General features: G+C 59.7%; 16 protein-coding genes. 1 reads left to right on the forward strand and 15 read right to left on the reverse strand.

All coding sequences use genetic code 11. From position 1 onward, the window contains the following. Window positions 1-2: 2 nt before the first annotated feature. The 15 genes from ACNA0J_RS04820 to ACNA0J_RS04890 form a co-directional block, all read right to left on the reverse strand. Window positions 3-680 (reverse strand): HAD family hydrolase, encoded by a 678-nt coding sequence (locus tag ACNA0J_RS04820; RefSeq protein WP_415816948.1) that lies wholly within the window; start codon window positions 678-680, stop codon window positions 3-5. 146 nt (window positions 681-826) lie between these two features. After that, window positions 827-1,378, reverse strand: coding sequence for a ferritin-like domain-containing protein (locus tag ACNA0J_RS04825; protein ID WP_415816950.1), 552 nt, complete (start codon window positions 1,376-1,378; stop codon window positions 827-829). Between the two features lie 329 nt (window positions 1,379-1,707). Continuing rightward, entirely contained in the window at window positions 1,708-2,703 is a 996-nt protein-coding gene (locus ACNA0J_RS04830) for a UDP-glucuronic acid decarboxylase family protein (protein ID WP_415816952.1), read from the reverse strand. Then, entirely contained in the window at window positions 2,700-3,671 is a 972-nt protein-coding gene (locus tag ACNA0J_RS04835) for a glycosyltransferase (protein WP_415816954.1), read from the reverse strand. Before ACNA0J_RS04835 ends, ACNA0J_RS04830 begins: the two co-directional genes overlap by 4 nt. Then, window positions 3,668-4,741, reverse strand: a complete 1,074-nt coding sequence (locus ACNA0J_RS04840) for a glycosyltransferase family 9 protein (RefSeq protein ID WP_415816956.1) — start codon at window positions 4,739-4,741, stop codon at window positions 3,668-3,670. Before ACNA0J_RS04840 ends, ACNA0J_RS04835 begins: the two co-directional genes overlap by 4 nt. Continuing rightward, window positions 4,738-5,730 (reverse strand): glycosyltransferase family 2 protein, encoded by a 993-nt coding sequence (locus ACNA0J_RS04845; protein WP_415816958.1) that lies wholly within the window; start codon window positions 5,728-5,730, stop codon window positions 4,738-4,740. The genes ACNA0J_RS04840 and ACNA0J_RS04845 overlap by 4 nt, the downstream gene beginning before the upstream one ends. Further along, on the reverse strand, window positions 5,727-7,466 hold the full coding sequence (locus tag ACNA0J_RS04850; protein WP_415816960.1) for a carbamoyltransferase family protein: 1,740 nt from the start codon (window positions 7,464-7,466) through the stop codon (window positions 5,727-5,729). Before ACNA0J_RS04850 ends, ACNA0J_RS04845 begins: the two co-directional genes overlap by 4 nt. Continuing rightward, window positions 7,454-8,569 (reverse strand): glycosyltransferase family 9 protein, encoded by a 1,116-nt coding sequence (locus ACNA0J_RS04855; protein ID WP_415816962.1) that lies wholly within the window; start codon window positions 8,567-8,569, stop codon window positions 7,454-7,456. Before ACNA0J_RS04855 ends, ACNA0J_RS04850 begins: the two co-directional genes overlap by 13 nt. Window positions 8,570-8,571: 2 nt before the next feature. Further along, window positions 8,572-9,162, reverse strand: a complete 591-nt coding sequence (locus ACNA0J_RS04860) for a D-glycero-alpha-D-manno-heptose-1,7-bisphosphate 7-phosphatase (RefSeq protein ID WP_415816964.1) — start codon at window positions 9,160-9,162, stop codon at window positions 8,572-8,574. After that, window positions 9,153-9,881 carry an SDR family oxidoreductase gene (locus ACNA0J_RS04865; protein WP_415817141.1) on the reverse strand — a complete coding sequence of 243 codons (729 nt, stop codon included), beginning with the start codon at window positions 9,879-9,881 and terminating at the stop codon, window positions 9,153-9,155. The genes ACNA0J_RS04860 and ACNA0J_RS04865 overlap by 10 nt, the downstream gene beginning before the upstream one ends. Window positions 9,882-9,892: 11 nt before the next feature. Continuing rightward, window positions 9,893-11,164 (reverse strand): glycosyltransferase family 4 protein, encoded by a 1,272-nt coding sequence (locus ACNA0J_RS04870; RefSeq protein ID WP_415816966.1) that lies wholly within the window; start codon window positions 11,162-11,164, stop codon window positions 9,893-9,895. A 207-nt stretch (window positions 11,165-11,371) separates the two neighbouring features. Next, on the reverse strand, window positions 11,372-14,104 hold the full coding sequence (locus ACNA0J_RS04875) for an ATP-binding cassette domain-containing protein (RefSeq protein WP_415816968.1): 2,733 nt from the start codon (window positions 14,102-14,104) through the stop codon (window positions 11,372-11,374). Continuing rightward, window positions 14,101-15,024: a glycosyltransferase family 2 protein gene (locus tag ACNA0J_RS04880; RefSeq protein ID WP_415816970.1), complete on the reverse strand. Its 924-nt coding sequence runs from the start codon at window positions 15,022-15,024 to the stop codon at window positions 14,101-14,103. The genes ACNA0J_RS04875 and ACNA0J_RS04880 overlap by 4 nt, the downstream gene beginning before the upstream one ends. Then, the gene (locus tag ACNA0J_RS04885) at window positions 15,021-15,707 is read right to left on the reverse strand and encodes a PIG-L deacetylase family protein (protein WP_415816972.1); all 687 of its coding nucleotides are present in this window, start codon (window positions 15,705-15,707) and stop codon (window positions 15,021-15,023) included. The genes ACNA0J_RS04880 and ACNA0J_RS04885 overlap by 4 nt, the downstream gene beginning before the upstream one ends. Before the next feature lie 41 nt (window positions 15,708-15,748). Further along, window positions 15,749-16,309, reverse strand: coding sequence for a DUF4142 domain-containing protein (locus ACNA0J_RS04890; protein WP_415816974.1), 561 nt, complete (start codon window positions 16,307-16,309; stop codon window positions 15,749-15,751). Window positions 16,310-16,582: 273 nt separating this feature from the next. On the opposite strand from ACNA0J_RS04890, the gene ACNA0J_RS04895 reads away from it, so the two are divergent. Further along, a complete protein-coding gene (locus tag ACNA0J_RS04895; RefSeq protein ID WP_415816976.1) occupies window positions 16,583-17,770 on the forward strand; it encodes a hypothetical protein in 1,188 nt (395 codons plus the stop codon). The last annotated feature ends 90 nt before the right edge of the window (window positions 17,771-17,860 follow it).

Here is a 17,860-nt window from a genome sequence, read left to right on the forward strand (position 1 = left end):
GACTAGGCCTGTTCCGGCACCCCGAGCAGTTCGGCGTAATCGTCAAAAGCCAGAGCCTGTGGATACTCATGTACCAGCTCGCCGCCATACCCCGAGCGGAACCACAAGAACGGCACCCCTGCGTTGTTCGCGCTCATCGCGTCCACGTGAGTGTCACCCACATACGCACCCTGCGCAGGAGCGACACCCATGGCCTCGAAGGCCTTCAGCAATGGCTCAGCGTCCGGCTTGGGACGGCTGACCGAGTCACTGCCCAGTACTACCGAGAAATACGGCGTCAGGCCTTTTTGTTCCAATGCTTTCAAGGCCGAAGCGTGCAGTTTATTGGTGCATATGGCCAGTTTCACGCCGCGCGATTGGCAATCCTCCAGGAAATCGATCACCCCCGGATACGGTTGCGAATTGCGGTGAGCCAAGTAGGCGTAGTGCTTGGTATAGGCCTTTATCACCGCATCCAACTCGGACAACGGCACGTTCCTGTCCTGCATGACGGCCACCAGCACTGCGGGAAACGCCCCATGCAGATTCGGCATGAGGTAATCCTCTGGCAGCTCGCCGTGGCCACAATCGCGTAGTGCCACGCTGACGGATGCGCGGATGTCGTGCATCGTGTCGAGCAATGTGCCGTCCAGGTCGAAAGCGATGGCTTTGCAGTCAGCGAGCAAAAAAGGTGCGGTCATGGCGGGATATTCAGGCAAATGAAAGTTAAACGTGTAGGCCGATTGAAACACGTCTACAAGACGAGCGCATTGCACGGGCGTAACCCGCGATGAGGTGTCATGCCGGCTCGTGAGGCTGAGGACCAGGGCAGGCGCCCTTCCCAGCGCTATTTTTCGCCCAACTGCTGCGCCAGCTCGTGGACTTGCGCGGCCTCCATGGCCATGATGTCCTCGAGCAGATGGCGCGTGACGGGATCTTTTTCACCCAGGTAATCGACCATCTCGCGATAACCCGCGACCGCTATCCGTTCGGTAGCCAGGTTCTCGTTGAGCATGTCGGTCAGGGTAACGCCCTCTACATACTCGGATTGGCTGACATGGATCAGATGCTCGGTCGAGGCGAGCGATCCGCCGTCCAACTGTGCGATACGTTGCAGCAAGCGCTGGGCATGGTTGTGGGCATCTGCTGCATGGCGTTCCAGTTCCTCTGCGACCGCGGGCGCGTCCAGGCCGCGAGCCAACACCGCCTGACTCTGGCAACGCTGCGCGCACATGACTTCCATGGACAAGGCCTCGTTCAACATCCGCAGCGCCACTGCCCGGTCCGCAGAGGACAGCTCCTCGGCGGCAGGACTGACGGCGCACAATGCGGCATCACGGGGCGAAACAACGTCCGGTGACGCAAGGTTCGACTGCTGAACTAGGATGGAATGATCCATTTTTTCTCCTGAGTCAGACTGGCGGATAAGCGCCCTGCCCAACCATAGGCGCAGGGGATACCCATAATCCAACTGACGCAGGCAGTGTATCGAGGCACGAGCCCGTATTCTGTATCGAAACCCTGTTGCGTTGCAACAAATATCTAGCGGAACCCTTCGGTTCGTTACATGCTCGCCCAATACATGTCTTTCCCGGCTCCTATATCCGTGAGGCGCCTTTACCTATCCCGGCGGATTCTCGGCGACGCATCTCGTCACATAGCCATCCGGAATGAATAAAAATGGAATAACCATATCCACAGCCCTCCCCTCCGGCTGAACACGCCCAGTCAGGCGCTGGCCAAAGAACTGCTGCATACCGGCTCTTTTTGAGATTCAGCCAAAAAATAGGCCACCGTGCGAGCGATGCCGTCGGCAGGGCTTACCTTGGGATGCCATCCCAGACAGTGTTGGGCCAGCGAAATGTCGGGACACCGATGGGCCGGATCATCGACTGGCAGATCCTGATGCGCAAGCGGCACTTGTGCCCCTGTTGACGCCAGCACGAGATCCGCAATGTCCAGCATCGAGAGCTCCACGGGGTTGCCCAGGTTGACGGGTTGCGAGATCTCTGCCGGGCTCTCCATCAGACGCACCAGGCCATCAATCAAATCATCGACATAACAGAGCGATCGCGTCTGGGTACCATCCCCGTAGATAGTCAGCGGCTTGCCCGCCAATGCCTGGCTAATGAAATTGGAGACCACCCGGCCATCATTCGGCGACATCTTTGGGCCATAGGTATTAAAGATCCGCGCGATCCTGATCTCTACGCCCTCTCGGTGTTCATATTCCATAAACAGCGTTTCGGCGCAGCGTTTCCCTTCGTCGTAGCACGCCCGTGGACCAACCGGGTTCACATGCCCCCAATAGCCCTCGCGCTGTGGATGTTGCAAGGGATCGCCATACACCTCGCTCGTAGAGGCTTGCAAAACCCTTGCACCAGTACGGCGTCCGAGTTCCAGCAACTGCATGGCTCCCAGCAGGCATGTTCGCAGCGTTCTTAACGGATCAGCCTGATACTGCGCCGGCGAAGCCGGACACGCCAGGTTATAAATGCGTGTCACACCCAGATCGCCCAAGGGTTCGACCACATCGTGACGCAGCACAGTAAACCGGGGATGATCGGCCAGCGCCGCCAGATTGCTGGCACGTCCCGTCTGGAAGTTGTCCACGCATATGACTTCCCATCCATCCACCAGCAGCCGCGTGCATAGATGAGAGCCCAAAAAGCCTGCACCGCCTGCCACCAAAGCGCGACCCGTTTCTGCTATATCGTTTTTCATCGGTGCTCCGTCACTGTATCGAATACGTTGAGCCATTCGGCGATATAGCGCTCCATGCCAAACCGCTGCAGCGCTTTTTCCCGTGCTGCCCTGCCCCATGTGCGGGCCAATTCAGGGTCGACGATCAGCTCGCGCGCCACCTCAATCAATCGTTCCAGCCGCGTATCGACATAGCCTTCTTTTCCGTTGGTGATCACCGTGGGCAGCTCCGTCGTGGCATACCCCACGACGGGAAGGCCGCACAGCATCGCCTCGACGAGCGACAAGCCGAGACTGGCGTAACGGATCGGGCTGAAGAAATAACGATAGCGAGCCATGTGGGCTGCGACTTCGAGATTGGGAATCTCACCCAGACCACCCAATGCCTCGGCGTCCATGCCGATCAATTCCAAAGGGGTATGCAAACGCATATGCTCGAAAATATCCCGCCCTATACGCCGGCCACGACGAGCCAGATGATTGACGACGACGATTCCTCGCGCCAGGCTGCCGTCGTACGCGACCTGAGGATCAGGTACCGCGTGTTCCACGATCCTGACAGGCATGCCGCCACTGTTCCACATCACTGCATTGAAAGGCGTGACGTGGACCGTCAGGCCCCGTGGGTGGCGAAACGGATGCTGCGTATCCGTAGGATGCGGCTCCGGGGGATTGTGTTCCAGATAGATGCTGGGTAGCGCGCGCTGTTGATCGGTCAGCAAAAGGCGCGCGTCTTCGATATTCTGCCGGGACTGATACAGGATGCAGTCGAACTGCAAGTGCCGCAACTGCTCCGCCGGCACCTGGGTGAGATTACTGCCCCATGGGATCCGATTGCCCAGCGCACCATAGCCCGGCATGGCGTGATCCAGGCCCGGCACCACGAAATCATGAGGGACATGATGCAACGCGTAGAGATAATTGCCATGGACATGCCAGGTCAAAATACGCAAACGGCGCGAGGGCTCGCGAGGGGGAACTGTCATCATGCTGTCACCTTCTCGCCCGCATAGAGCTGACCCCTCGCCGCCGCCAACACTTCGGGCACGGTCACCTGTAGCGCACAAGGGTGTCCAATCGGACACACGGGGTGCGCGCAAGGACGGCATGGCACCTCTGCGGACAGCACACGATGCCGCTTGCGGTTCAGCGGCGCCCAGCGGCGTGTGTCGCTGCCGCAGGCCACCACGACGCTGGCAGCCTGCATCGCGGCTGCGATATGGGATATCCCCGTATCGTTGCAAACCAGCAAGCGACTCACCCGCACCAGCGCCGCCAGACTGCCCAAGTTGGTCTGGCCCGATAGGTCTGCCAGCGGGATCTGAGCCAGCCGCTGCAGCTCAGCAGTCATTGCGCGTTCGCCGGAGGTGCCGGTCAATGCGACCTGCCAACCATCCTGATGCAGACCCCTTGCGATGTCTGCGAAACGCGCTAATGGCCAGCGGCGCGACGCAAGGCGAGCCCCCACATGGATGAGCACGAGCTTGCGAGGATCCAGATTCCATTGACGTATCAGGTGCGTCGCGTCCCGTTCGTCCGCGTGGGAACATGGGAACTCCAGATGCTCATCGTGTACGTTTTCCAGGCCGGCAAAACGCAGCAGCGCGAGATATCGCAGGACCTCAGGCAGATGGTCCGGCCAGACCAAGCGTGCGCCGGGCACTTGTTCATCGCTAGCCGGCACAAAGCCAACCCACTGCCGCGCGCCGAATTGACGCACTACCTCGTTGGACTGACGCCCGCTGCCATGCAGCTGCAATGCGACATCGGGTTGCCAGGATCGTATGCGTTCAAAGAACGCAGGCAACACCGCCTCGTCAGGCGGTTGCTCTGGAAAGGCCGGGTTTCCAGGGAATGGCGTCAATTCATCCACATAGGCATGGAATCTGTCGACGAACTCACGCGCGCCGGGCAATCCTGCCAAGACAATCTGCGCACGGGGAAAGGCTTGCCGCAACGCCCTGAATGCAGGGACGGCGCACAACATATCACCCAGTTGCAGCGCACGGAATACGATGATGCGATGCGGAGGATGCAGGGGATCCAGTACTGCCGTCATACCGCCGCCCTCTGGAATCGAACGAGGCCGACCACACGCCATAAAATGGACAGCAGCGGGATACATATTGAAGTAATCATCAAGTCCGCGACTGCCTGCAGCGAGCGGCGCGTGCCTCGGAGACGGCGCAGAAAGAATATGACGGTCAGCATCAACCATATCCCTGCGGCCACACCGGCCAGGGGATACTGCCCAGCGACGGCCAAGACGGCCGCCGCGAGAAACGACCCGGTCACGTACAAATAAAAGCTAGGCAGCCGATCGCGAATATGCTTGCGATAAAGAAACGGATATTTCCGCCGCAACAACATATCGAACATCACTTTTTTCTGCATTCCCAGGCCCGCCGCAAAGCGAAACGGCCTCACCGGATGCAATACGCGGGCCAAGGGCGCAGCCTGAACCGAGAATCCACGATCCAAGAGCGCAAAATGCAAATCGGAGTCCTCTCGCCAAGCCATGGTATAGCGTGTATCAAAGCCCCCGACCGTCTCTAATGCGGACCGTCGGACGAAGCAGTTGGCGGTAATAAAGGCCGAGCGGGTCAAGCCTGCCGCATCGCGTTCATAATCGCTCGGAGGATCGGGCAACGGCATTTCCGTAACACCGGTCACCGCCGCCACGCTCGCTGTCATTGCCTGTACGCCCTGCCCCAGCCAGTCCGGTGCCGGGATCGTGTCATCGTCGGTAAAGGCGATGATGCCGCCGCGCGCGTTGCGCCAGCCCATATTGCGGGCGGCGGCCGGGCCTTTCTCGCCCACCACGGCGAGATACCGTATCGCAGGTCTATCCTGTTGCGCACGTTGCCATTGACCGACCTGTCGACGCGTCGCATCACTACGCCCATCGTCGCAGACAATGATTTCATAACTATCGCGGGGAAAGTGCTGGCTGACCAACGCCCTCAGGCACCGTTCCAGCAGATCCGGACGGCGATACGTCGGCACGATCACCGACACCAGAATGGCAGGTCCAATCGTTGCGCTCATCGCGGTTTCTCAACCAGATAAGATCCAATCACCAGTGCATCCAGCGGCGACGTCCAGAAACACTCCAATGCGTCGCGCGGGCTGCACACCACAGGCTCACCCCGCGTATTGAACGAGGTATTCACCAGCACGGGCACACCGGTCCGCTTTTCGAACGCGGCCAACAGGTCGTAATAACGCGCGTTCTGGTCCCGCCGTACCGTTTGTACGCGTGCGGTTCCGTCGATATGCCTCACTGCGGGAATCTGTTTTGCGCGATGCGGCAATACGTCATAGACAAACAACATGAACGGCGCGCAGATCGACGCAGCACCACGGCCGTCGAACCATGCTGTGGCGCGATCCTCCATCACCACTGGCGCGACGGGTCTGAAGTCCTCCCGGTCTTTCAATCCGTTCAAGCGTGCTTGCATCGCGCTGTCCAATGGCGAGGCCAGAATCGATCTCGCGCCCAACGCGCGTGGACCGAATTCCATGCGCCCCTGAAACCATCCCAGTATTTTTTCCTGGGCCAGCAGTTCTGCGGCCTCCTCCGCCACATCGTCCAGCTTGCGAAACGCCAATCTCGACTGATAGAGGAACCGCTCGATTTCCTCGTCCGTATAGTCCGGGCCCAAGTAGGCATGTTCCATGGCCCATTCACGCGGACCGCCCCGGCGCTGATAATCGACATATAGCGCCGCGCCTAACGCCGTACCTGCGTCACCCGCCGCAGGCTGCACCCACACTTGTTCGAATTCGCCGTCCCGTGCGATACGCGCATTCATGACGCAGTTCAGTGCCACGCCACCCGCCATGCACAGCCGCGACGACCCGGTTTGCTTGCGCAGCCAGTGTGTCATGTGCAGTGCGGTTTCTTCCAGGACATACTGCAAGGAACTGGCAATGTCCTTGTGCCGTTCATCGAATGGCTCGCCGCGATGCCTGGCCGGGCCGAAGCGCTCAGTCAACTTCGCTGGATGCAAGGCATATCCGCCCTGATCCTCCAGACTCAGAATCTCGCGAAACTCCTTGCGATACGTCGGTTTTCCGAATGACGCCAACGCCATGACTTTGTATTCGTCAGAGGAATGCAGGAACCCCAGGTAACGGGTGACTTCCTCATACAGCAGGCCTAGCGAATGCGGCAGATCGATCTGTTTGATGCGGTGGTATTCGCCTCGTGAAAAATGGCCGAAACTCGTCGTCGTGCGTTCACCTCGGCCGTCCATGGTCAACACCGCAGCCTCGTCAAACGGCGCGGCCAGAAACGCACTCGCCTCGTGCGACAAGTGGTGATCCAGATTGACCCACCGGTCTTTAATGTGATCCAGTGTCAGGCCATCCAGCCGGGGCGACCTGAGATGATGCGGAACGCCATCCAGCAATTGCCGCGGCGCATTGACCAGATAAGACACAAACAAGGGATCCCACGGCGACTCGCCATCAGGTCCAAAACCGGCTTTCGATGGCTCCAGGGGCAGCACGATATTCGGTTCGGTGTTATCCGCCGACATCAACAGCTTTGGGTCGTAGGCATAGACGATATGATCGACCTGCCCCAGATGGGCGCCGGCTTGCGCCAGACAATAGTCGATCGCGTGATATGGCAATTGCCAGGCGGTAAACGGCACGGGGCGTTTGCCATGCTTTATCCGGGTAAAGCGCTCTTCTTCCGCGGCGGCCAACACCTGACCGTCTCGCACCAGTGCCGCGGCGCAATCGTGATAAGCGGCATTGATTCCTAAGGTAAGCATGAGACATCCTCCGCGTGACGTGAAACGACGCTGTCGTCGCGTCCATGCCCCAGCAATTCCCGTGCCGCGGCCGTGACACGGCGTGGATCTACGCCTGCGAGACAAGCATGATGGCCTTGCACACATACACTGCGATAACAGTATTTGCACGGCACATCGTGATAGACGACGCGAGCGGCGGTTTGCCACGGCGTGTGTTGTGGATTGGTCAGGGCGTAGAGGTCCACGATGGGAGTCTGCAAGGCGGCGGCAATATGCGCAGGGCCGCTGTTATTGCAGATCATGACGCCCGCGCCCTCCAGCGCAGCACCCAGTTCGCCCAGCGTCAATTGGCCGGACAGATCAATTAAACCGGGCAACAGCGCGCGATGATCGGCCAAGGCCCGCGCCAAGGCGGGATCTTCATGTCCACCCAGTAGGAGAATGCGGCGCCCTTCTCCTCGCAGCCCGACCAAGGCCTGGACCATCAATGCGGGCGGATAACGGCGCGAGGCAGCGGTGGCGCCCGCATGCACGCAAATCCAGCCCTCCGATTCGCTCACGCCCAGGTGCACGAGTTTGTGCTTGAGCGAAAGCCGATCGCCATCACGGACACGAAATGACAACCGAGTCTCTGCGCTATGCGCACCTACATGCGCGACGAGATCGAGCTGCCGTTGCACCTCATGACGGATGCCGCTTTGAGGTTCGGTATCATGTACCCAATCCGATAACAAGCGATACGGATTCTCGCGGCAGTGCGCCAGGACGCTCGGTATGCCGGCCAGATGGCACATCAGCGCTGCGGGCAAGGCACTCTGACTGAAAGAGGTAAAAATCACCGCGGCGTCGGGTCGCAACGCGCGCAGTCTGCCTATCATGTCAAGATCGTCGTCCCGGCCTGACGAGTCGTTCTTGACCCAAGCGGGATCATAGGCCAACACCGCGTCGATCTCAGGAATATGGGTCGCCACCCGGGCACCGGCAGCAGAAGCCAACAACGATAGGCGTGACGCACCAGACTCGCGCAACGCGCGCATCGCCGGGCTGCACATCAGGACATCGCCCATATTGTCCAGGCGTACACATAGGACATGCCGAGTCGCAGCCCAATCCCATGCCATGTTCAGCCTCCCTGTGCGGCGGCGTCATTTGCCATGGCATTCAACACCAGACGAGCGGCCTCATAGAGATCGGCGGCGCATCGATCAGGCTCGCGACCCGGCGTCATGCGCCATTCCGTTTCATGGCCCACGTCCAGCAGCACACTGCGGCACCCTGCCAGATGACCGGCCTGCACATCATCGAGAATGTCACCGATGAACCACGATGCCTCCAGATCCAGGCCAAGTTCCCGCGCGGCCCGTAACAGCAAGCCGGGCTGAGGCTTGCGGCAATCGCACTCGATGGCGAAGTCCGGCAGTATCCCCGACGGATCATGCGGGCACCAGTAAAAACCATCGAGCTGCGCACCCGCTGCACGGAACATCTCGGCCAACCTATCGCCCACCGCGGTCAGGGCATCGGGATGAAAGTATCCTCGAGCGATCCCTGCCTGATTGCTGATCACGACCAATGGCAGTTGAGCAGCCGCCAGGCACGACAACGCCTGAACGGCGCCCGGCGCATAGCTCATACGATCGGGATCGACGTTATAAGGCTCGTCGACAAGCACGGTGCCGTCTTTATCCAGGAATACCGCTGGCCTCAGGGCCATGATGTTTCCTTCATCGGCAACACCATCACTTCGGGCACGACGGTTTCTGGCGGCTGGGTCAAGATAAAGCGCACGGCGCGTGCGACGTTAGCGGGATCTTGCAAGGTGCCCACGTCGATGTCCGGAAATCGATCCAGCAGAAACGGCGTGCGCATGCCGCCGGCGATGACCGCGCTGACCTTCAGTCCCGCCCCGCGCAGCTCTGCATGCAAGGCATGCGACAGGCCCATCAAGCCCCATTTGCTGGCATGATAGGCGCTGGCATTCGGCCAGGCACGCCGGGCGGCCGTGGAGGCAATATTCACAATGTGCCCGCCGGGACTCAAACGATCCTTTCCCATTTTCGCCATCAGAAATGGACCCGTCAGATTGGTGCGCAGGACTCTTTCCCACACATCGGTATCCAGCGTGTCGATCGGCGCGGTCACGTCCACGCCAGCGCTGTTGACGATGGCGTCCAGCTTGCCGAACTGGCCGACCACGGTATCCAGCCCGTCGCGTACATCCACCACCACGCCGACATCCATGCCGCAGGCGATGGCCTGGGCCCCGGTTTCCTTCAACTGTCCGGCCAGCTTCATTGCGCGTTGTTCATCAATGTCTGCCACCGCAACACGGGCCCCCTCTGCCGCCAGCATCTGACACAACGCCGCGCCCAGGCCGCTGCCGCCGCCTGTCACCAGAATCGCCCGATCCTTCAATGTTTCGAATTCATGCATCATTCGCTCCTTTACGCCGCAATCTGAACGGCATGACGAGTCCGGCCGGCCCTGCCCGCTTCGAGGCGCTCATAGACCGACAGCAAATCCTGTCCCACGCGCTGCCATGTATAAAGCCGTCTTGCACGCAAGCGGCCTGCTTCGCCCATCCGCTCGCATAGCTCGGGATTCGAGGCCAGCTGCGCCAGACGCTCGGCGAGCTTGTCGGGATTTTTGGGTGGCACCAGGAATCCGGTTTTGCCATTCACGACGGTCGTGCGAATGCCCCCGGTGTCCGCACCAATCACAGGCCGGCCGCATGCCATTGCCTCGACGGGCGTGATACCAAACGGCTCATACCACGGTGTCGTCACAAAGACGTCGCTGGCACTGTAGTACGTTGCCAGCTGGTCGCGATCGCGACGGCCCGTAAATTGCACCGCGGGCGCGACGCCCTCTCGTTCTGCAATGCCGCGCAACCGTCCGATTTCAGGGGTGGCGGTTTCGCTTGCGTCTTCCGAGTTTCCGCCGACGACCAGCAGCCTGGCCTCGATACCGTAGCGGTGGCGTAATCGACCCAATGCTCGAATCACGTTGTCGACGCCTTTGCGCGGCACCATACGTCCCAGCTGCAGCAAGGTAAAAGTCTCGTCGTCCCAGCCGAGTGCGGCGCGCGCAGCGGCTTTGGATTGCGGCTTCATTTCCCCTGCATCGTAGCCGCAGGGCACGATGTCGATATGTGTCGGATCAGCCTCGTACAACTCCATCAGATCGCGCCGATCTTGCGGACATTCTGCAATGATGCAGTCGGCATGCCGTACGATTTCGTCTTCGATGTCGAACCGGCTATCTGGAAAACGGTCTGCTTCCTGCTGATAGCGCCGGCGCACTTTGCCTAGTGCATGAAAGGTCACCACCATCGGCACGCCATACCGTTGCGATACGGGTAATGCCGCCAACGCTGACATGAAAAAATTGGCATGAATGACATCGTAGCCGCGACGTTGCCGTGCGAAGTACCGTTGCAAAAAGGCGCTGAATTCGTCCATATACGGCAGCATTTGTTCCTTTGGCAGATAGCTCGCCGGCCCTGCCGGAACGTGCACGATATTCACACCGTCCATCCATTCCTGTTCTGGTGCCAACAGGGGGTCGTCCTTGCGCGTAAAAACATCCACTTGAATCCCTGCGCGCGCCAATTGACGGGCAACCTGCGCCACATAGATGTTCTGTCCGCCGCTATCGACGCCGCCAGCCAGCGCGAGCGGCGACGCATGCTCGCTGATGAGGGCAATCTTTCTCATAATGAAGCTCCGTTTTCTAGCCAGCGCTCGACGGGTGACGCACGCCGGTATCTTGTTATGAAGCAAGTGCTGTGCCGTAGAGGCGCACATACGGCGATGTATGCCGGTACAACAGGGAAATCGACGCGATGCGGCACTTCTTACCGGCAGGCGTAAGAAGTGCCGCGCAACGAAAAAAGCGTGGAAATTCCTGCGATTCAGGCGCAATCAGCTTTTTTCCTGATTGCCGCCGAAGCTGGCTGGCGCAGCAGGCAGCAAGGCTCCCACCGTCGCCAACAACTCCTGTGTATTGACCGGTTTGGCCAAGTGGATCTGGAACCCGGCCAGCAAGGTACGCAATCGGTATTCGGGCTCTGCAAAACCCGATAGCGCAATAGCGGGCAGGCGATGGGCGAGCGCAGCGCCTCGTTCAGCCTCCATAGCCCGCACCCGGGCGATGACTTCGTAGCCGTCTATCTCACCCAGGGAAAGATCACAGATCAATACGTCGGGCCATTGATCCGCGGACATGGCCTTGAACGCAGCCAATGCCTGTTCACCGTCAGCGTATTCGGTCACACGGGCGCCGTTGTCTTTGAGCACCTCGGCAATCATTTCGCGTGCCTCGTCCTGATCGTCCACCACCATGACCGACACATTCTGCACATCGGCACGCTGCGCATCCCGCCGTGTCACAGTGGGCTCGACGGCCCGAATCGGAAAGTCGGCCGAGAACGTCAGGCCGCCCACATCGGCTGCCGCACTATGAAAGACTCCGCCTTGCCGTTGGACCTGTGCAGCCAGCTGAGCCGGGTCCAACGCCGCCGCTCGACGCAACGCATCGGAACCATCCTGTCCCGTCGAGGACACGAGGTCCGAACGCCCATCGGTCACTGCCAGATGCGCCATGGGACCATTGCGTTGCAGCCTTATTTCGATGCGTCCGCCGGGTGGCGTAACCGCGATCGCATGCAAGCATAGATCCCATACTAACTGTTGCAAGGTACTGGGATCGCCGCTGATCCGCGCGGCCTCGTTGCCGATGAGGGTATACAGGTTTACCCCTCGCTCTAATGCGACCTCTCGTATTGCATCCAATACCCCTGCTACAACCGCTACCAGATTCACGGGCTGACGAGTCTGGCGGTCCTGGGCCTGTTCCAGTTCGGACTGCTGGCGCTGCAGCGTCCACATTTGCGCGTACATGCCCTGCTGCGCCAACAGGTCTTTATGCTGGCCTTGTTCGATAACGCGACCTCGATCCAGCACCACAATGTTGTCGGCATGCACGATCGTCGATAGGCGATGCGCGATGATCAGGGTGGTACGGCCGCGCGAGAGGCGTTCCAGCTCGGCCTGAATCGCACGCTCGGTACGCGTGTCCAGCGCCGATGTCGCCTCGTCGAAAACCATGATGGAGGGATTTTTGAGAATGGCTCTGGCGATGGCGATGCGTTGACGTTCGCCGCCGGACAGTTTGATGCCGCGTTCACCGACCGGGGTCTCATAGCCGCTGGGCAAGCTTTCGATGAACTCATGTACTCGCGCCCCACGTGCTGCCTGCACGATCTGATCGCGAGTCGCGCCGGGCTGACTGTAGGCGATGTTGTAGGCAATGGTCTCGTTAAACAACACGGTATCCTGCGGTACGATGCCCAGGGCTTTGCGAATACTGCGTACGTTGACCGTGCGCAGGTCCTGGCCGTTGACGCGCACGCTGCCGTCGCTGGGATCATAAAAACGGAATAACAGGCGCGCCAATGTCGATTTGCCTGAACCACTGCCGCCCACGACGGCCAGTGTCGTTCCCGCGCGAACCGTCAGATCGATGTCCCACAATATCTGGCGACCGGCTTCATAGCCGAAATTAATCTTCTCAAATCGGATTTCTCCCATACCGGGGTCCAAGTCCGGCAGTGTCGCGTCGTCGCCCGTTTCCGTGGGCTTGCGCAATAGGTCGCAGACTCGCTCCGCATTCACGAAAGCTTCTTTGGCTTGGCGAAAGACCAGGCCCAGCGTATTCAAGGGCAGGCAAATCTGGATGATGTATGCGTTGACCAATACCAGATCCCCGACTGTCATGCGCGTGTCTACCACCTGCTCGCCTGCCAGCAACATGACGGTCGCCACACCGCAGGCGATGATGGCGCTCTGCCCCACATGCAGCCGCGATAACGACGCTTGATTGCGTATCCCCACGTCGACCCATGATCCCAACACATGGCTCAGCCGCCGGGACTCCAGCCCTTCGTTCGCGTTGAGTTTGACGGCCTCGTAATTCAAAAGACTATCGACAATCCGGCCGCCGGCGCGTGAATCCAGATCATTCATTTGGCGTTGGTAGACCACCCGTTTACGCACCAGGATCACCGTATAAACAAAATAGGCCGTGAACGTGGCGGCCATGGCCAGGGCAAACCACGCGCTATAGCCCATGATCAGGATCAACACTACGGAGACCATTTCGACTAGCGTCGGCAACAGCGTAAAGAGCGCAGTCCCGAGCAGGAATCCGATACCGGCGGTGCCCCTTTCTACGTCGCGCGCGAGCTTGCCGGTCTGCCGCGTACCGTGAAATCGGGCCCCTAAACGCTGCAGGTGGTCAAAGACCCTCAACGTGAAATCGGCCACCGCCCGCTGCGCCACACGCACGAACACCACATCACGCAACTCGGTGAACAGGCTGCCGCCAAACCGGATCAGCGCATAGCCCAAGAGCAAAAACACCGGCAAAACCAGCAGTCCGGGTTCGCTCAGCCTATCCACGATGGACTTCAACAGAAACGGGACCAGCACCATCAGAAGTTTGGCGGCAACCAGCAGTGCGATCGCAGCCCCGGTTCTGCCCCGATGTTTCCACAACGCGCGCAAGATCGTGCGCGTGACCTCTTTACGCGCAAAGCTGTCGGCTGTGACGTCCTGGTCCAATATGCCTACGGATTCGTCTGCCTTGCCGTTCATAGGCTGGGCACCGTTCCTTTGAGCCCAGCGGCACGCGATCGCGATACTCGCTCGACCCTTGCACAAACAGAGTCACTGACGCAACGCCGATGACGCCATACCGCAAGAACCCCGCTCAACACATCCCCCGACAACTGCAGCCTGGCGAGCAGCGTGGGCGTGTTCTTGAGTTCCTCGATGCTGCTGCGCAGGGCCATTGGCACTGGCAATCGCAGCCATGCAGTCCAGATACTATTACGCGCCATCAAACGACGCCGCCGGCCGTTGTCGCGCAACGTGGATGGCCAATGATGCGTCACTACGCTCGGTGCATAGACGATGTGCTGACCCTTTTGCAGAATATCCAAAGCCAACAGTGCCTCTTCGCCGCCGATGAACAGGGGCGGCCAATAACCACCCGCGTCTCGGAATGACGCAGTACGCATGACACAGGCGCCTGCCATAAATCCGATCAGTTCCGGGCCAACATCGTCCACCTCAGCCAGGGGGCTGGCCGCCATGACATCGCAAGCGGGGTCGATCCGAGCCTCGTTGCCGACCAGGATCTGCGCATTAAGTACAGCGATGTGCGGGTGCGCATCCAGAATTCCCGCCGCGGTATCCAGCGCCGTCGGCGACCACGCGGTATCGTCGTCGCTAAAGGCAACGTAAGGCGTGCGGACGCATTGCACGCCCAGATTTCGGCCTGCCGCGCCTAGATTGGTCTGCGACACGATCAATTCGACATCGGGATATTCGTCGGCGATGCGCTGCGCGGTGCCGTCTGTACTCGCATTGTCCACCACAATGATGGGCGGCGGACCGGCTGCCGTGGATAGTCCTTTCAAACGCGCTAACGTTGCACACACTTCGTCCTGACGGTTATAGGTCAGCAAAACGATCGACACGCGCGGCGTGACAGACTGGTCAGAGGCAGTCATGGTCCGCCTTCCGATGGCGTCAATCGCCAATAGCCTTCGGGGCGAATCAGATCGTCCGGGCAAGCGCCAAATCCTCGCAACTGGCTGCCATATGCCCACACGGCGCGGGACTTCCGGTCGGAACGGCATGGCGTCGCCACCCGCGATGCCTCTATGCCGCGCTGCCGGATCACAGACAGCCGTTGCGGTACGGCATCGGGGCGCGCACGATAAGGCACATCTTCATATGCCATCCAGACCGCGGCTGGAAACAGGTACAGCAACGAGAGCAATATGTCCGACACACGGATGTGATCATCGTGGAACAAGCCCAACGGCATCACCACTTGACGCGGATGCAGACGCGCGAGTGCATTTTTCAGCGACTCGCGCAGTAGCGGAATAAAAGGCTGCCAGTTGTGCACGTATTGGCTATCCGGCAGGCCGAGCTCTACACCGTCGCTGCCCAATAGCCTCAGTGCCTCCCGGTTTTCCTCCAGACGCTCCGTCAACGCCGCCCGTGCAGTCGGAAATCCGCAGCGCTGATCCCACGAGGTCAAGCGCGCGGGATTCTCCGGCAGTCCTGTGCACACCGTGATGACCGTACTCAGGCGGCTGCGGGCCAGGAGATCTCCGCAACTGAATACTCCATCGTCCAGATGCGGAGACACCACGACGAGTGCGTTCTTTTCACGCGTCAGCATGCTTTTCTACCATCATGACGGGGCAACCGGAGGCATGTTGCCTACTGCTTTGCCGGTGCGATGGTCTGCTGCAGCTTGCGGGCATCCTCGAGATGATGCTTCAGGCTGGGCAGTGTTTCTATAGCAAACTGTTTGACATCGGGGTCCTGGGCCTCGGTGGACGCTTTCTCAAACAGTTTGACGGCGTCCTCGTGTGCCGAAACACCGATCTCTTTTACATAGGCTTCGTCAAAACTGTCGTCACGTACATCCAGCGCCTTGAGCCTGGCCTTTTGCATCAAGGAGGGATCACTCGGGATCTCATATCCCTTGCTCTTGGCCAACTCCGCCAATTTCTGGGCGACCTTGGTATGGTCGTCGATCATCTTTTGCGCAAAGGCCTTGACGTCGGCGTGACGCCCCTTTTTCAGCGCGAGTTTGCTGGCCTGGATTTCCAATGCGCCAGCGTGGGCGGCATCATTCATAAATTGCCGATCGGTACTGTCCAATTTGGTAACGGGCTGGCTAGGCTGCGGCGTGGTGGGCGCCTGCGCGCCGCTGACACCAATCATGCCCAAGGTCAGTACGACCGCCAGACCACTGTGTACAAAGCGATTCATCATGCTTATCTCCTGATGTGCGCGGCACATATTCCGCTGCGGCGCCGCGAGAGCGTGGCGCCTGTATGTCCATCAGCAAGTCGCATGCCGCATGCGCCCCTATCCCGGGGCGGCAATCACGCGTTTTCAAACCCTTCTTGAATCGGACCGGACGGTACGCCGGATATTCGGTTTTGCCGCCGTCGGACCGGCAGAAAAAAATGGCAATGTGTTGTTTTAATGAAGTTTTTGCTAATATCGCAACACTTTTTGTTTCTTTTGATTAGCCTCCACCCCATGCCGGCACTCCGAAGATGGCAGTCCCTCTCTGGCGCAGTCATCTTTACGATGCTGGCGGGCCAAGCCATCGGACCGGGCGCGGCGCGGGCATCGCAGTCCGAAATCATTCTGGACCCGGCGGTCGATCCGGCAATTGCCCCGCACGAAACCTATCCGCACGTCTCGGGCCAGTTCATCGGCTACATCGAAAACGCCCATTTCTATGATGTCAAAGGCCCTGAGGGCTCGGGTCTGCCGTCGTCGTGGAACACGGTAGACCCCTTTATGCAGGGCGCCATCGTTGCACGGCTGACGCCCACGCTGGCGATATCGGGATTGGCGGAATTCCGCTCATTTGCCACCGCCCCAGAAGATCGCGCTTTTGAACAACTGGACGGACAACTGCGCAATCTGTTTGTGACCTACGACGCCGGTCACACCACGCTGTTTGCGGGGAAATTCGAGGTGGGCTATGGCGAGGCCTGGCAGACCGTCGACGGCATCTATAGCGGGTTTTCCGGGGATTACAGTTACCCCGGCTCGCTGGGTCTGGGCGCGCGATGGTCGTGGAAAAACGCGGACTCGGCGCGCCACACACTGACCTCTATTGTGTTCAAGCGCGACAACACGGTATTTGGCCATACCTGGACAAAAGACTATCCCGCCCTGCCCCAACTGGAAGACGGCGGACCGGGCAATACCCATGGGTTGCAGTCGGGTGGGATCGCCTATGACATTTCGGATATTCCTGGCCTCCCCGGCTTGCGCGGCGGTATCGCAGTGGGCCGAATGGCGCGCGGCGACGGCGAGGCGGACGAGCGCAGCGAAACCGGCATGTCAGTCACCGTCAATTACGACACGCCACTGTCCGAGACGTGGGGGCTGCGATTGTTTGCCGAAGCCGTGTATCTGCGCGGCTATATGGGACGCCAGGCAGCCGCCACCGATACTGTGCTCTCGGCCAGTCTCAGCCACGGCCAGATGCTGTACACGCTCACCGCGGCGCGGCGCGATCTGAACGCTGTCCAAGGGAGTCTGGCCGACCAGGGCTTTGTCGACAACAACGATTGGGGCTGGTCAGCCACCGCGGCCTATCAAACAGATTTTGGATTGATCGTACAAGCCGGATTTCTGCGCCAGCAGGAGCAAGGCGTGGCGTTCAATCAGGCGTTGCTGAGATTGATTTATCAAACCGGGTGGCAATAGCGAACGAGCCAGATCGATCCTCGAGCCCCGCAAAGCAGGCACTACGTTGCAAGACAACCGAATAGGGATTTGTGATGAAACAGCTATTCC

Origin of the sequence: Bordetella tumbae (assembly GCF_965139195.1) — a bacterium.
Taxonomy (GTDB): domain Bacteria; phylum Pseudomonadota; class Gammaproteobacteria; order Burkholderiales; family Burkholderiaceae_B; genus Bordetella_A; species Bordetella_A tumbae.